The sequence below is a fragment of the Xenorhabdus stockiae genome (assembly GCF_002632825.1).
In the GTDB taxonomy this organism is placed as follows: Bacteria; Pseudomonadota; Gammaproteobacteria; order Enterobacterales; family Enterobacteriaceae; genus Xenorhabdus; species Xenorhabdus stockiae.
Genome location: NZ_NJAJ01000020.1, coordinates 43906 through 58748, shown reverse-complemented (window position 1 = coordinate 58748; position 14843 = coordinate 43906). Strand labels below are relative to the sequence as shown.

At 43.4% G+C, this 14843-nt stretch carries 15 protein-coding genes; 4 read left to right on the top strand and 11 right to left on the bottom strand.

Annotation, left to right across the window (positions count from 1 at the left end):
* Positions 1-84: 84 nt before the first annotated feature.
* The 4 genes from phoA to Xsto_RS11765 all read right to left on the bottom strand — a co-directional run bounded on the left by phoA (position 85) and on the right by Xsto_RS11765 (position 5087).
* Positions 85-1557 (bottom strand): alkaline phosphatase, encoded by a 1473-nt coding sequence (gene phoA / locus Xsto_RS11780; RefSeq protein WP_211284312.1) that lies wholly within the window; start codon positions 1555-1557, stop codon positions 85-87.
* A 259-nt stretch (positions 1558-1816) separates the two neighbouring features.
* On the bottom strand, positions 1817-3310 hold the full coding sequence (locus Xsto_RS11775; RefSeq protein WP_099125173.1) for an aldehyde dehydrogenase family protein: 1494 nt from the start codon (positions 3308-3310) through the stop codon (positions 1817-1819).
* Positions 3311-3324: 14 nt separating this feature from the next.
* Complete coding sequence (locus Xsto_RS11770; protein WP_099108853.1) at positions 3325-3705, bottom strand: cupin domain-containing protein; 381 nt, start codon at positions 3703-3705, stop codon at positions 3325-3327.
* An 80-nt stretch (positions 3706-3785) separates the two neighbouring features.
* On the bottom strand, positions 3786-5087 hold the full coding sequence (locus Xsto_RS11765) for an NAD(P)/FAD-dependent oxidoreductase (RefSeq protein WP_099125172.1): 1302 nt from the start codon (positions 5085-5087) through the stop codon (positions 3786-3788).
* Between the two features lie 373 nt (positions 5088-5460).
* On the opposite strand from Xsto_RS11765, the gene uriH reads away from it, so the two are divergent.
* Complete coding sequence (gene uriH / locus Xsto_RS11760; protein ID WP_099108855.1) at positions 5461-6414, top strand: uridine-preferring nucleoside hydrolase UriH; 954 nt, start codon at positions 5461-5463, stop codon at positions 6412-6414.
* Between the two features lie 109 nt (positions 6415-6523).
* Here the strand turns inward: uriH and Xsto_RS11755 are convergent, their stop codons facing one another.
* Positions 6524-6763: a helix-turn-helix domain-containing protein gene (locus Xsto_RS11755; protein ID WP_099108856.1), complete on the bottom strand. Its 240-nt coding sequence runs from the start codon at positions 6761-6763 to the stop codon at positions 6524-6526.
* Positions 6764-6910: 147 nt separating this feature from the next.
* Between Xsto_RS11755 and Xsto_RS11750 the strand changes: the two genes are divergently transcribed.
* Entirely contained in the window at positions 6911-7123 is a 213-nt protein-coding gene (locus tag Xsto_RS11750) for a helix-turn-helix domain-containing protein (RefSeq protein ID WP_099108857.1), read from the top strand.
* A gap of 297 nt (positions 7124-7420) precedes the next feature.
* Entirely contained in the window at positions 7421-8662 is a 1242-nt protein-coding gene (locus tag Xsto_RS11745; RefSeq protein WP_099125171.1) for an MFS transporter, read from the top strand.
* 346 nt (positions 8663-9008) lie between these two features.
* On the opposite strand, the gene sugE is transcribed toward Xsto_RS11745, so the two are convergent.
* Both sugE and efp read right to left on the bottom strand, forming a co-directional pair.
* A complete protein-coding gene (gene sugE / locus Xsto_RS11740; protein ID WP_099125170.1) occupies positions 9009-9323 on the bottom strand; it encodes a quaternary ammonium compound efflux SMR transporter SugE in 315 nt (104 codons plus the stop codon).
* 199 nt (positions 9324-9522) lie between these two features.
* Complete coding sequence (gene efp / locus Xsto_RS11735; RefSeq protein ID WP_099108859.1) at positions 9523-10089, bottom strand: elongation factor P; 567 nt, start codon at positions 10087-10089, stop codon at positions 9523-9525.
* Between the two features lie 40 nt (positions 10090-10129).
* Here efp and epmB point away from each other — a divergent pair, with 40 nt between their 5' ends.
* Positions 10130-11158 carry an EF-P beta-lysylation protein EpmB gene (gene epmB / locus Xsto_RS11730; RefSeq protein ID WP_099125169.1) on the top strand — a complete coding sequence of 343 codons (1029 nt, stop codon included), beginning with the start codon at positions 10130-10132 and terminating at the stop codon, positions 11156-11158.
* A 128-nt stretch (positions 11159-11286) separates the two neighbouring features.
* On the opposite strand, the gene Xsto_RS11725 is transcribed toward epmB, so the two are convergent.
* The 4 genes from Xsto_RS11725 to Xsto_RS11710 form a co-directional block, all read right to left on the bottom strand.
* On the bottom strand, positions 11287-11628 hold the full coding sequence (locus Xsto_RS11725) for a DUF4156 domain-containing protein (RefSeq protein WP_099125168.1): 342 nt from the start codon (positions 11626-11628) through the stop codon (positions 11287-11289).
* A gap of 220 nt (positions 11629-11848) precedes the next feature.
* Positions 11849-13495: a chaperonin GroEL gene (gene groL / locus Xsto_RS11720; protein ID WP_099108862.1), complete on the bottom strand. Its 1647-nt coding sequence runs from the start codon at positions 13493-13495 to the stop codon at positions 11849-11851.
* Between the two features lie 55 nt (positions 13496-13550).
* Positions 13551-13844 carry a co-chaperone GroES gene (locus tag Xsto_RS11715; protein WP_099108863.1) on the bottom strand — a complete coding sequence of 98 codons (294 nt, stop codon included), beginning with the start codon at positions 13842-13844 and terminating at the stop codon, positions 13551-13553.
* A 177-nt stretch (positions 13845-14021) separates the two neighbouring features.
* Positions 14022-14528: an FxsA family protein gene (locus tag Xsto_RS11710; protein ID WP_099125167.1), complete on the bottom strand. Its 507-nt coding sequence runs from the start codon at positions 14526-14528 to the stop codon at positions 14022-14024.
* Positions 14529-14843: the final 315 nt, after the last annotated feature.

Sequence of the window (14843 nt, the reverse complement as noted above, 5' to 3'; positions counted from 1 at the left end):
TATCCTAATCCGATCATTCGTACTGATTATACGTTATTAAACCATTCAGAATTGAACGATGATATTGATCGGGTACATCTTGTCTTATTGTTTCAACCCCATCGCATCACGTATGGTAAAGAACAAATCTGTCTGATCAGTCAAGCCAACGACATTAGCAGCATGTGGGCCATAAGCCGCAACACGTAACTGCGTACCAGTATGATTCTGTTTGCCTTCTTCTGCGTTGCCATAGTTGACCGTAATAACCGCACCATCTTTGGTAATCAATGAACGGGTCAGGCCGGGTGATTTAACATCATTAGCAATAATCTGGCTGGAATGGGCATGATCAGCGGTAACGATAACTAACGTATCTTCATGCTGTCTGGCAAATTTCAGCGCAGCCTGAACAGCTTCATCCAGCGCCACCGTTTCCCCAATTTGGGCGCAAGGGTTAGCTTCATGATCTTGTTTGTCAATCGAGGCACTTTCTACCTGCAAGAAAAATCCATTTTTGTTAGCCTTCAGCAAATCAATCGCTTTTTCTGTTAACTGTACCAATGTCGGTTCATCAGAGCTACGCTTTGCATTAATTTGGCACTTCACCGGTGCTTCATTAAGATTACCGTGATAAACCGCTTTTGGTCCCTCCCAGATCACATCCATGTTTCCATTGCTAAATATGCCTAATAACGGCTTTTTCTGACTGGCCGCTTTAATATTGCTCAGTGATTTTATATCCGTTACCCATTGATAACCCTGATCTAGCGCCTGTTGCTTCAGGGTATTTCCTTTATTAGCTCCGGCTGTTGATTGTTGCTCAAAATATTTAGCCCCTCCTCCCAGAGTGACATCAGCACGCGCCGTCAAAAGCTGTTCTGTGATAGAACCTCTGCCACCTTTATCCAACACTTCCGTCGGGCATTTTTCTAACGCTTCCTGTGGATCCCGGCATTTACGATTGGTGATATGCGCATATAGCGCGGCAGGAGTTGCGTCCTGAATTTCAGCTGTTGTCACATTTCCTGTGGCTTTTCCATTCTGCTTTGCCAACTCCAGTAATGACTGATGCGGCTTGCCGAAAACATCAATGCCGAGCGCGCCATTATAGGTTTTCACTCCTGACGCCCACGCGGTAGCTGAAGCAGCGGAATCCGTGACATAATCTGGTTTCTTGGTCTCTTTATCCAGTGAGTAGTGTGTATATTGCCCCGTGAAAGGAAGAGCATCGATTCCCTCGAAAAAACCACCAGCACCTTGTGCGTAGTTGCGGGCCAGCGTAATTTCAGAATCCCCCATGCCATCACCAATAAACAAAATGACATTCTTCGCTTTTGTATTATTTAAAGCTGCTTTAAGTGCATCAGTTTGATCCTGAGTCAGGCGACGGGCACCACCAAACTGAGTAAGCTCACCATGAGCAGAACGTTTTTCTGCCATGATGTTATCCGCACTCGCACTATTAGCTTGCGCAGATAAACATACGCCTGACGCTAATATAGCGACAGTCATAGCAAGAAAATTTTTTGTACGATTATGAAATGTAGAGCGATGGGACAGGTCATTGCAGAACATAGGTGATTCCTTATGATCGGGAGAATTAAAAAACACCTTCTACCCAAATAGTAAACACCCAATATGGCATTTTTGTGAAACCGCAATGACACATTTATGACAATACTTATACAGCATTATGGAAACATTGCTTTTGGATCAATGGCTTTGGAAATATCAGCCTAAAACCATTTTTCAACATTGATAAACGATTAAGTTGCCTCGTTTTGTCTGACACGAAGCAACTTTAAACCACTTAAGCATCGATATTCTGCAACGATCAATACCGTATCATGACTGATTTCAGTTCTGTGTAATACTCGATGAATGCCTTGCCAAACTCCCGACCGAATCCTGATGATTTTATCCCTCCGAATGGAAGGGCAGGATCAAGATACGTATGCATGTTAACCCACAAAACACCGGCCTGAATACGCGGGATCATTCGCATCGCCTTGCTGAGATCATTTGTCCATAAGCTGGCGGATAAACCGAATGGCGTTGCGTTCATCATAGCAATCAGCTCCTCCTCGTCATCATAACTGAGGAAAGTCCCTATTGGCCCGAATGTCTCTTCTTTCATCAACGTATCATCTGCACTTTTGGCTCTGATCACGGTGGGCATTACAAAAAAGCCTTTCCCTTCCAGTGCGCGACCGCCATAGACAATTTCATTCCCTTCCTGACGCGCTTTTTCAAACAGGGACAGAATTTTTTCATAGTGCTCTTTATTGGCTAAAGGCCCCATTTCCGTCGTTTCATCAAGGGGAGAACCAATTTTCATCGCAGACAGACGTTCAGAAAGTAACTTCAAAACCGCATCCATATGAACAGAAGGAATATAGAAACGTTCTGCTGCTGCGCAGATTTGCCCCTGATTCAGATATCCGGCTTCCAATATTCCATCAACTATCTTCTCTACAGGCATATCTGATAGAAAAGCCGCTGCGTTTTTGCCGCCCAGCTCCAGCGTTGCACGGAACTGCCCCTGTTCCATGACAGATTTGCCGATAAGTTTACCTGTAGGTACTGATCCGGTAAAAGACACTTTGGAACACAACGGATGAGTCAACAGCTTAGTTCCTACACCGGCTCCGGAGCCATTAACGATATTAATCACGCCGTCAGGAATTCCGGCTTCTTTTGCCAGTTCCGCCACGCGCAACATTGTTAACGGGGTATATTCGCTTGGTTTCAGAACAATCGTACAACCGCAGGCCAAAGCGGCCCCCAGTTTCCAGATGGCAATCATGATCGAGAAATTCCAGGGAATAATCCCGACGACCACGCCGACAGGTTCACGACGGGTAAAGGCGGTATATTCTTCACCCTTGAAAGATGGCAAAGAAACATTCAGTGTTTCGCCACTTATTTTGCTCGACCAGCCAGCAAAATAGCGCAAGTATTGGACAGAGGCTCCAACCTCCAGCATACGTGATAACTGAATGGTTTTTCCTGAACATAGAGTTTCCAACTGGGCAAGTTCTTCGCTATGTTTTTGCAGCAAATCCGCCAGCCGTATCAGACAATCTCCACGTTCCATCGGTGAAGTCCTAGCCCATGAACCATGAAAAGCATCAGATGCAGCCTGCATAGCGGCATTGGCTTCGACCTCACTTCCCTGATTAACGGTAGCGATCACCTCATCAGACGCGGGGTTGACGACTGAAAAGGTTTTGTCTCCCTGACCACGAACGGATTGTCCATTAATGTAATGGCCATGAGTACGCTGCAAAAAAGCCGTAACGGACGCCAGCAAAGTGATGTCACTCATGATGTTACCCTCCGTCAGCCGGAAATCTGAGAATTGATACACGCCATATAATGTTTCACGAAGCGTTCACTGGTAATTTCCCACAAAACTTCCGTACCTTTGGCAGCAAACCATGAATCACCTTTGTGATATTCGGCCACAACACCGGTTTTAACATCCGTCAGTTTCACAGAACCTTCATGCACCGTTGCCATTTCATCAAAGGGATAAACCATCTTAAATTTCCCTCTGGTACAGGCAAAAATACCGCAGGTCAGATTATCATTTGGTTCCCCGTGAACCATGGCAACACTTGCCTGTGGGTCACCTTCCACTACAACAGAACCAAGATTAGTCACACTACCAATCGGCATTAACTCAGGAAGTGATTTCTCTAACAATAACGGCTTTATCATGACTTTTACCTTTCAGAATTTATTGTGCAAAAAAGAAATTTATGTGCAAAAAAACAGTGAAAACCCAAAAATCAGTAAAACTAACGACGCCCTTTCCAGTAGCCTGAAAGCTGATGCCAACTCTTTCCGAGAGAAAGATATATATGCCTCAGCTGCTCTTTACCAATAACATTCATATGCGGGATAGAGCTCAGCAGAGAATAACGATCGGAGCCCTCACTCATACCTTCTGCCAGCACTTTACAGATAATATGACTTGGTGTTACCCCAAACCCTGAATAACCCTGAACGTAAAAGACATTGTTATGCTGTGGCAAAGAACCTATTTGCGGGAACAGGCTGACGCTACAGCACATCGGGCCTCCCCATGCCAGTTCAATCTTCACATCTTTCAGGTAAGGATAAACATCCAGCATGCGATTCCGGTTCCATGCTTTTAAATCAGAAGGGATATATTCGAGATACTGCGTTGCACTACCAAACAATAGCCGGTTCTCTTTAGTCACCCGCCAGTAATTGATGATGGGACTGATATCGCTATAAGCTCCGTGGATAGGGCTGACTCTTTCGATCATTTCGTCTGACAGCTCTTCTGTCATTAACTGAAATGCATAAGTATTGATTGTTTTTTTATAAATTGTTGGTTCAAGACCATTCAGAAACGCATTACATGCCCACAGCATTTTATTTGCCCGTACAGAACCCATTGCGGTGCGTACGGTAACTCTTGGGCCATATTCAACATTCAAAACCTGACTGTTTTCGAAAATTTTGATGCCGTACTCTGTGGCAGCCTTAGCTTCCCCTAACAACAGATTCAGAGAGTGAACATGCCCACCTCCCATGTGTTTCAATGCAGAGGTGTACAGATCTGAACCGATGACTTTTTTAACATCTGAACCGGTATAAAGCTCAATTTCATCATCGGGGCAGGCTGCCTGAAACTCTTTCAGCCAACTTTGCAACGTCTTATCCTGCCTGGAGTTATACCCTAAATAGCCATAACCAGAGCAAAAATCCGCATTGATATTATATTTGGCAATCCGCTCCCGGATTATTCCTGCTCCCATGTTGCTGATTTTAAATATGGTCTCCAGACCTTTCTCACCGACGTGGCGTTTAATCCGATCCAAATCATGACCAATGCCAGCCATAACCTGCCCACCATTACGCCCTGTTCCTCCATATCCAAGCGTTCTTCCTTCCAGAATCGCTATATTGGTAATACCTTTTTCTGCCAGCTCCAATGCTGTATTTACACCAGAAAACCCACCACCAATGATAACAACATCAACATCCAGATCTTCTGTCAATGTTGGAAAGCGAAGATCATATTTTTTAGTTGCTGCATAGTATGTTAATGAATCGATCTGATTATTCATATTACACCCCGTGAGCATCAGCCTATACCCTGATATGTTCAAGGATACCTGTGCATTGACTGAATGTTATTTATTCAATTAACGTTTTTTATTCAAGCAACACGATAAAGCCAGATCAAAAAACATTAATAAATTAATAAATATATAAATTTGCCATCTGCCATTTCTTATCATTTATATATGAATCATACGCAATTAAAATGCTCAAATCCTTTGTTGTTTATATGTTAATTAAATCACAATAATAAAAACAATTGTTAATAGATTGCATTTTTTATCATGTCGTTTTGTGATGGTCAGCGGAGGAATTTTTATTGATGCTGAATTATTCTTTGTGGGTATATTTACTTTAGGCACCATAAAAGGAATGAATATGTCTCCCAAGAAAATTATTCTCGATTGCGACCCTGGTCATGATGATGCCATTGCTATGCTGCTTGCTCATGGCAACCCTGATATCGAACTCTTAGCTGTAACAACTGTTGTGGGCAATCAAACTTTAGATAAAGTTACCCATAATGCGCTTTCCATTGCCCGTATCGCTAATATCCGTAATATTCCTTTTGCTGCTGGCTGCTATCGGCCGTTGGTCAGGGAGATCAAAACAGCTCCTGACATTCATGGAGAAACGGGACTGGATGGCCCTATTTTGCCTGAACCGGAAATAAAACTAGACGCTCGCCATGCCGTTGATTTAATCATTGATATCATCATGGAACATCCGCCCAAAAGCGTCACATTAGTCCCAACCGCAGGCTTGACGAATATTGCTCTGGCTGTGCGTAAGGCACCACAAATTGTGGAGAGAGTAAAAGAAATAGTATTAATGGGAGGTGGTTACCATGAAGGTAACAGAAGTGCCGTTGCAGAATTCAATATATTAATAGACCCGGAAGCGGCACATATTGTTTTCAATGAAAAATGGCCTCTGACAATGGTCGGATTAGATCTCACCCATCAAGCACTAGCAACACCGGAAGTTACTGAAGAGATAGCCCAAATAAATACACGCCCTGCTCAGTTTGTGTTGGATTTACTCCAATTTTATGGAAAAAGTTATCGGATGACACAGCGGGGTTTCGACTACCCTCCCGTCCATGATCCTTGCGCTGTCGCTTATGTGATTGATCCCAGTGTTATGACCACACAAAAAGTTCCCGTTAATATCGAAATGTCCGGAACCTTAACCACAGGTATGACTGTTGCTGATTTTCGCTTCCCGCCTTCAGAGGACTGCCATACTCAGGTTGCTGTAAAACTGGATCAGGCAAAATTTTGGCGGATGGTTATCGATGCCCTAAAAAATATTGGTGAGACCGATCACTGAGAAAGCTACCTGACAAACAGACCAAAATCACCTTTGAGCTAGTTGTATATGCTCAAAGGTGATAAAACTTCACTTTCAGAACGATATAAGAAACAGAACAACGGATTATTTAACCGGAAGAAATAGAAGCTTTAAAATCAAACAATTCATTCAGCTCAATCTGCAACCCATTCGCAATCACATAAATAATTTCTAAGGTAGGATTTCTGACACCGCGCTCAATACCGCTGACGTAGGTTCGATCCAAACCACACTTATCGGCAAAAGCCTCCTGCGACATCCCGGCTTCTTTCCTGAGATATCTAATCCTTTGCCCGAAAAGGGATTTGATGTTGTTAGGTGTTTTCATCCGATAAGTATCGATTCGTGTTACTTATCCGACCACGGACTATGAGTCACATTTAAATCTAAGTTATGTTATTATGCGTGACTCATAGTCTACTAATAAATTATTTCTTTTTAATTGAAAAATGACAGGTAACCGGAGAAATTAAAAATGGAAAATAAAGATTGGCACTCCGCCGATATCATTGCTGAATTGAAAAAACGCGGCACAACATTGTCAGAAGTCTCACGTACAGCGGGGCTGGCATCATCAACACTTGCGAATGCTCTACAGCGTCACTGGCCAAAAGGGGAGCGTTTAATCGCAACCGCGCTGGGGCTTACGCCAGAAGAGATATGGCCTTCTCGTTATGAAAAAAAGTAAGCAAAATAAAACCCAGCATAATGCTGGGTTTTATTTCTGATGACTGACAACGTGCTAGTATTTTATTCGTATCCGGTGCTTTGATTAAATCAAATTCCGTTCACCCGACGGGGCTTGCCGCCATGTTAAGAATGTCTCCCTGTCTTTCCTTCCCGAAGCACTCCCACACAATGATCTCGCGTCCCAAACCTCTTAATCCGAAAAATAGATGTAACCATTGATTTTGAATTTATCCGTGGCTGGGTAAGCTATCCAGCATCTATTCAATGCACTCAAAGAAACGAAAAAGCTCAATGTATGAAACTCTACTATGCTCTGAAGAATCGCATCATCTTTCGTTTGTGGGCTGCATTAACCCTTTCCTGTGTAGGCGCGGAAATATACTCCTTTGCTGTAGTCTGGATTGCGACAGACAGGTTTGGCAATGATTCCGGCTATCTGATAGCCCTACAAGCAGGGATCATACTCTTTGCTACCTTAACGTCAGGAGCTCTTACTGAGGGTTTTTATCACCGCAATATGATGATCCTGTCTGATCTTGCTCGCTTTGTTGCGACACTGCTTCCATTCATCAGTTGGCAGGTAAATGGGATAGTACCAACGTGGTTATTGGTCTTTGTGATTGCGGTAGTATCTTGGTTCCGCCCGGTTTTTGATCCTGCACTACAGGCTATCTTACCTGCGATTTCGGCGGATCGTTCACAGTTACAGACAATCAATGGGCTGTTTGATATTGTCAGGCGGATTGCACGAATTGCTGGTCCCGCGTTTGCGGCTATGATGTTTACTGTTATGTCAGTTTACAATTTCTTCTTCTTCAATGCAGTTACCTATCTTATCTCAGCCGTGTTTATTTTTAGTATTTCATCGGTGCTACAGAGAATTGAAGGAGCACCAGCTAATTACACTCGCTCCGGTGGGTTTATCAGAAGAAATGCTGAAGCAATATTTGGTGGTTTCCTTGCCCTTAATCGTCAGTTTTCAATTAATTTTCACCTCATTGCCTATGCACTTTGTAATGCAGGATGGTACGTCAGCCTTGTTATCGGTCTCGCATTAAAACTACATCAACAGTTTCCTGAAAAATCAGAATATTTTGGCTATATACTTGGGATATATGGTGTTTTTAATGTGCTGTCGAATCTAATCTTTTCTGAACTCACCATTACACGTCCGGTTCTAGCTATGTCTGTGGGTCGTCTGCTTTCTGGCCTTGCATTACTGATGATGGCAATGAGTGACAATATTTTGTTAATTATGTTCTTGTCCGGTATCGCTGCACTGGGAGCTCCAGTAACGCAAATTCCTCTGGCTACTTTGATGCAGACACAGTTTGCCAAAGAGGATGTTGTCAGGGTATTTCGTTGTCGAATGTTTTATGAATGGTTTTTCTTACTGCTGGCACTGTTGGCTATACCTGCCTTAATTCATATTATCAGTCTTTACTGGGTTATGATGTTATCTGCCCTATGCTACCTCATTCTGGGATGCTCTGGTCTTATATTAACTCGAGAAGTTGTTCATACGGGGCAATCGTGAATATTATCGGTGAACGATAAAATTTTATTTTTATCAAAAAATTGTGCAGCTAAGCGTCCATATATGGTCAAGAACTTTCGGACGCTTTTCTAGCCTCTGACCACTGTCTTGCGTATTCAGCAGGGGATATTTCCTTATTAAAGCTATAGGAACGAATCTCGTTGTAATACCGAACCAAGTAGCAAGTGGTTTCCCTGATGACATTATAAATTTCCAGATTGCACCATCTTTTTTATGCGAAATAATATCATGGGCATCGTTACGTACATTTTCACGGGTTGTCAGCAATCTAAACCCAGCATAATGCTGGGTTTTATTTTAATGCTAATCAATGAATTACAAAAAATCAGCTGGCAAGTTTCAAACCAATAATGCCAACCACAATCAGGCCAAGGCTTAATATTCTGGCAATATTTGCAGACTCACCCAATATCATAATTCCAAAAATCGCTGTACCTACCGCCCCAACGCCTGTCCAAATCGCATAAGCTGTTCCTGCCGGAAGACTTTTCATAGCATAAGCCAGTAACCCTACACTGATAGCCATCGCACTGGCAGTGATCAAGCTCGGCACTAAACGGGAAAACCCCTGTGTATACTTCAGGCCCACAGCCCATACAACTTCAAATAAACCTGCAATGAGAAGTATCAACCAAGACATGTTTTAACCTTATATCTAATGGAAGCGGGGCCGTCCCCAATGAGATGACGTTTATCCGGGTCGTCCCAGATAACGATAGGAAATGAAAAGGAATTATAACGATCAACCCAAACCGCTGCAATGGTCGTAAAAATGACCATAAAAAAACCGCAACCTCTGGACGAAGAGGCTGCGGTTTTTCTAAAATAACAAAGCGAGATTATTTCACGCGAGAAACGTATTCGTTAGAACGGGTATCAACTTTGATAACTTCACCGATCTGGACAAACAGAGGTACTTTTACTACCGCGCCAGTGCTGAGAGTAGCTGGTTTACCACCAGTACCTGCGGTATCACCTTTCAGGCCTGGATCGGTATCAACAATTTCCAGCTCAACGAAGTTTGGTGGAGTCACAGCGATAGGACGGCCATCCCACAGTGTCAGAACACATTCTGCCTGATCGATCAGCCATTTAGCATTGTCACCAACAGCTTTCACATCTGCAGCTAACTGCTCGAAAGTTTCGTTGTTCATGAAATGCCAGAATTCACCGTCGTTGTACAGGTAAGTCAAATTGACATCCATAACATCTGCACTTTCAACGGAATCGGTTGATTTAAAAGTTTTTTCTAGCAGTTTGCCAGAAATCAGCTTACGAATACGAACACGGGCAAATGCCTGCCCTTTACCTGGTTTAACAAATTCACTGTCAAGAATAGCGCACGGCTCGCCATCTAACATGATTTTAAGACCTGAACGGAATTCATTGGTACTATAAGTAGCCATGGAGATCCTCTAATTTTTAACGAAATGGCTTAGCCAAAAAATGGCACACATTATAACCCATATTCACCCTGCCAGAGAAGTCTGGCTACAACAACTTACTGATGTTATCACTGATCCCAGTGAGTTGTTGCAATTGTTATCCCTGAACACGCACGCCTTATTGAAAGAAGGTAATGAGGCGCGACGCCTGTTTCCCTTGCGTGTGCCAAGAGCATTTGTATCACGAATGAAAAAGGGCGATCCGCAGGATCCCTTATTACTACAGGTTTTAACTGCACGAGAAGAGTTTGATACTCCAGCCGGATTTTCCACTGATCCATTAGATGAACAGCATCCGGTCGTTCCGGGGTTATTACATAAATATCGCAACCGGGCGTTATTAATGGTTAAAGGAGGTTGTGCGGTAAACTGCCGTTACTGCTTCCGACGACATTTTCCTTATGAAGATAACAAGGGCAATAAAAGTAACTGGCAATCAGCGCTAGAGTATATCGAGCAGCATACTGAGCTTAATGAGATCATTTTCTCTGGCGGTGATCCTCTGATGGCAAAGGATCATGAACTGGATTGGCTGATTACTCAACTTGAGTCTATTCCTCATATTAAACGGCTACGTATTCACACCCGTTTACCCGTCGTTATTCCCGACAGAGTGACGCTTTCATTATGTAATCGTCTGGCACAATCCAATTTGCAGGTCATTATGGTCACTCATATTAACCATGCAAACGAAATTGATGAGGCATTCCGGGAGAGTATGGCTCGGCTGAAACAGGCCGGAGTCACCCTGATGAATCAGAGTGTTCTGTTACGAGGCGTAAATGATGACGCTGATATACTGGCTGATTTAAGTAATTCGTTATTTGATGCCGGTATTTTGCCTTACTACATTCATGTGCTGGATAAAGTACAGGGTGCAGCACACTTTCTTGTCAGTGATGAAGAAGCAAAAGCCATTATGCGGGAGCTATTAACCAAAGTTTCTGGCTATCTGGTGCCGTGTCTGACAAGAGAAATCGGCGGTGAACCGAGTAAAACCCCATTGGACTTAGGGTTAAAAAATAATTAACCAGCGAAGTTTCTTTAATATTTTCGCAATAACAGGCAGTGCACAGAAATTCAGACAGCTAGCTCACCATGTTGCAAGCTGCTTTTCTGGGCATTGCCCGAATTCAATATGCTGCTTATCACATACACTCAAGGGCATTTATAGACTTGACCAACCATCTTGCTGTCGAGGGGAATAAAGCTATTTAACAATCCCTCTGACGGGCTATTTACGCCATATATCACGTTCCCACCCATCTCAGCGGCTTTATTACGCAAATCATTAGCCGCACCACGCATAGAACTGCTTTCACTACCGACACCATTAAGCCAGTTACTTTGAGTTCCCGTCACTTCACCTAACCGCTGGCATTCATTACCCGGCTGAGTGTCCACAAAACGTACACTGGAACCTGCTGAAGTTAATTGATTATTTGTCGTGCATCCCGCTAACAGCAACACCGATGCGCCGAGCAAAAATTTTATTCGCATGTCTTCCCTCGTTGATTACTCTAACTTCATACACTTCGTCTTTCAAATTGCCTCTTTGTTGGCCGCGACGCATTTTGAAATGCATTGTGTATATTACGATGATAAATTTAATCTTTTGTATGCTATTAACAGAAGAAAGTAAAAAGGCGAGCAGAAAAATCTGCTCGCCTTCAAAGTTTTAGCCTAATGGGTGGGAGATCCCATCATCAGGATGAGCGCATTACATCATGCCGCCCATTCCACCCATACCGCCCATGCCACCAGCTGCACCTAAGTCAGCTTTGTCATCTTTTGGCAGTTCAGTGATCATCGCTTCAGTTGTGATCATCAGACCCGCGATAGATGCTGCGAATTGCAGTGCAGAACGAGTTACTTTGGTTGGATCCAGGATACCCATTTCGATCATGTCGCCGTACTGTTCAGTTGCAGCGTTATAACCGTGGTTGCCCTGACCTGCTTTAATGTTGTTCACAACAACAGATGGCTCTTCGCCTGCGTTCTCAACGATCTGACGCATTGGTGCTTCCATTGCACGCAGTGCAACACGGATACCCACGTTCTGATCTTCATTGTCACCAGTCAGGCTTGTGATAGCACCTGCAACGCGAACCAGCGCCACACCACCACCAGCAACAACACCTTCTTCTACTGCTGCACGGGTTGCATGCAGTGCATCGTCAACACGTGCACGTTTTTCTTTCATTTCAACTTCAGTCGCTGCACCAACTTTGATCACAGCAACACCGCCTGCCAGTTTCGCTACGCGCTCCTGCAGTTTTTCACGATCATAGTCAGAAGTTGATTCTTCGATCTGCTGACGGATTTGACCAACACGCGCTTCAATCGCGCTTGCTTCACCTACACCGTCAATGATAGTAGTGGTGTCTTTGTTGATAACAACACGTTTTGCCTGACCCAGATCTTCCAGAGTTGCTTTTTCCAGCTCCAGACCAATCTCTTCAGAAATAACAGTACCGTTAGTCAGGATAGCAATATCCTGCAGCATCGCTTTACGGCGATCACCGAAACCTGGTGCTTTAACCGCAGCAACTTTCACGATACCACGCATGTTGTTCACAACCAGAGTAGCCAGTGCTTCACCTTCAACATCTTCAGCGATGATGAGCAGAGGTTTGCTTGCTTTAGCTACACCTTCCAGAACTGGCAACAGTTCACGGATGTTGGAAACTTTTTTGTCTACCAACAGGATGTATGGGTTTTCCAGTTCAACAGAACCTGATTCTGGTTTGTTGATGAAATAAGGAGACAGGTAACCACGGTCGAACTGCATACCTTCAACAACATCCAGTTCGTCTTCCAGACCAGTACCTTCTTCAACGGTGATTACACCTTCTTTACCGACTTTATCCATCGCTTCTGCGATCAGTTTACCTACAGTTTCGTCGGAGTTTGCAGAGATTGTACCAACCTGTGCAATTGCAGTGGAATCAGAGCAAGGTACGGACAGTTTTTTCAGTTCTTCAACAGCGGAAACAACTGCTTTATCAATACCACGTTTCAGATCCATTGGGTTCATGCCAGCAGCAACTGCTTTCAGACCTTCGGTGACGATTGCTTGGGCCAGAACGGTTGCAGTAGTTGTACCATCACCAGCCGCATCGTTAGCTTTAGAAGCAACTTCTTTAACCATCTGTGCGCCCATGTTTTCGAATTTGTCTTCTAATTCGATTTCACGTGCTACAGAAACACCATCTTTAGTAATTACAGGTGCACCAAAAGATTTATCCAAAACAACATTACGGCCTTTAGGACCCAGAGTCACTTTAACTGCATCAGCCAGTACATTCACACCACGCAACATTTTGCTGCGAGCATCATTACCAAATTTTACGTCTTTAGCTGCCATTGTATCTTTCCTTTAAATTCGTTCAATTAAGAAGATCTGAGCGTAAGATTTTCAATTACGCTTCAACAATTGCCAGAATATCGCTTTCAGACATGATCAACACTTCTTCGTTATCGATCTTCTCTGCTTTAACACCGTAACCTTCATTAAAAATAACGATATCACCCACTTTAACATCCAGAGCTTTAACATCACCGCTTTCCAGGATGCGACCATGGCCAACAGCAAGAACTTCACCACGGGTAGATTTGCCCGCAGCTGAACCGGTCAGAACGATTCCACCAGCAGATTTAGATTCAACTTCTTGACGTTTGACGATAACACGGTCGTGTAATGGACGAATTTTCATTGATAGATCTCCTATAAATAAAGTCCATATCAGGTAAGAGGATTGATACCAGAACCCAACAGAACCAGTACCATGAAGCTACAAGTTGGGGCTTATAGGCAGTACTTCAAGGGGGGATAGCAAAAAATATTTCACTTTTTTATTACCCGTGACACTCTCAGGCAGTATGGGCTGAAGTTATTTCTTATTATGGTCATTATCATTATGATTTTTTTGATCATCGCGAGTAATCTTATTCGAAGCATCATCCTGCCTGCGCTCATACTCTCCTTCAAATGTCTGACCATGATTACTATCCCGGCCATATCCACCACGAACATTCGGACGGTAAAAAGTCAGATGTGGCAGTAACTTAGCTGTCAGCAATTTTTGCACAGGCGGCAACAACAACAAGAGCCCGAGAAAATCGGTAAAAAAGCCGGGAATAATTAACAGGAAACCCGCAATGACCAAAGAAACACTTTTGATTGCTTCTTCCGCAGGGCTTTCTCCGGCAGCCATTTTCTGCTGCATTGACATAAAATTTTTTATGCCCTGATTACGAACCAGAGAAACCCCAACACAGGAAGTCAGAACAACCAATAACAGCGTTAACAGAACGCCGACCTCAGAAGCGATGCGGACAAACAGTACTGATTCGATATAAATCAGCAGACATATCAGGATAAGAGGAAACCAGCGCACGTTGTTCTCCTGTAGTTGAAGAAAATGAGTTGAAGAAAATGAAATTGGAGCAATTTAAGTTAAAGCAAATTAAGTTGAAGCAACTTAAAATGTGGCAGCCTAAAATGAGGCACCTGAAAGATGAAGGATATAAGCCGGTATTCTCATCCGCTTTAGGCGCTGTATATACTACCAACGCATTTTTATTACCACGAATCGCGTTTATAACCCAGCTCATTGATAGCAACATCTATAGATGACTAGTTTGCATGGATAACATATGTGGGGATAACAATAACGGTTTTCAATACTTAAGACATTTGACTTTTTACCTGA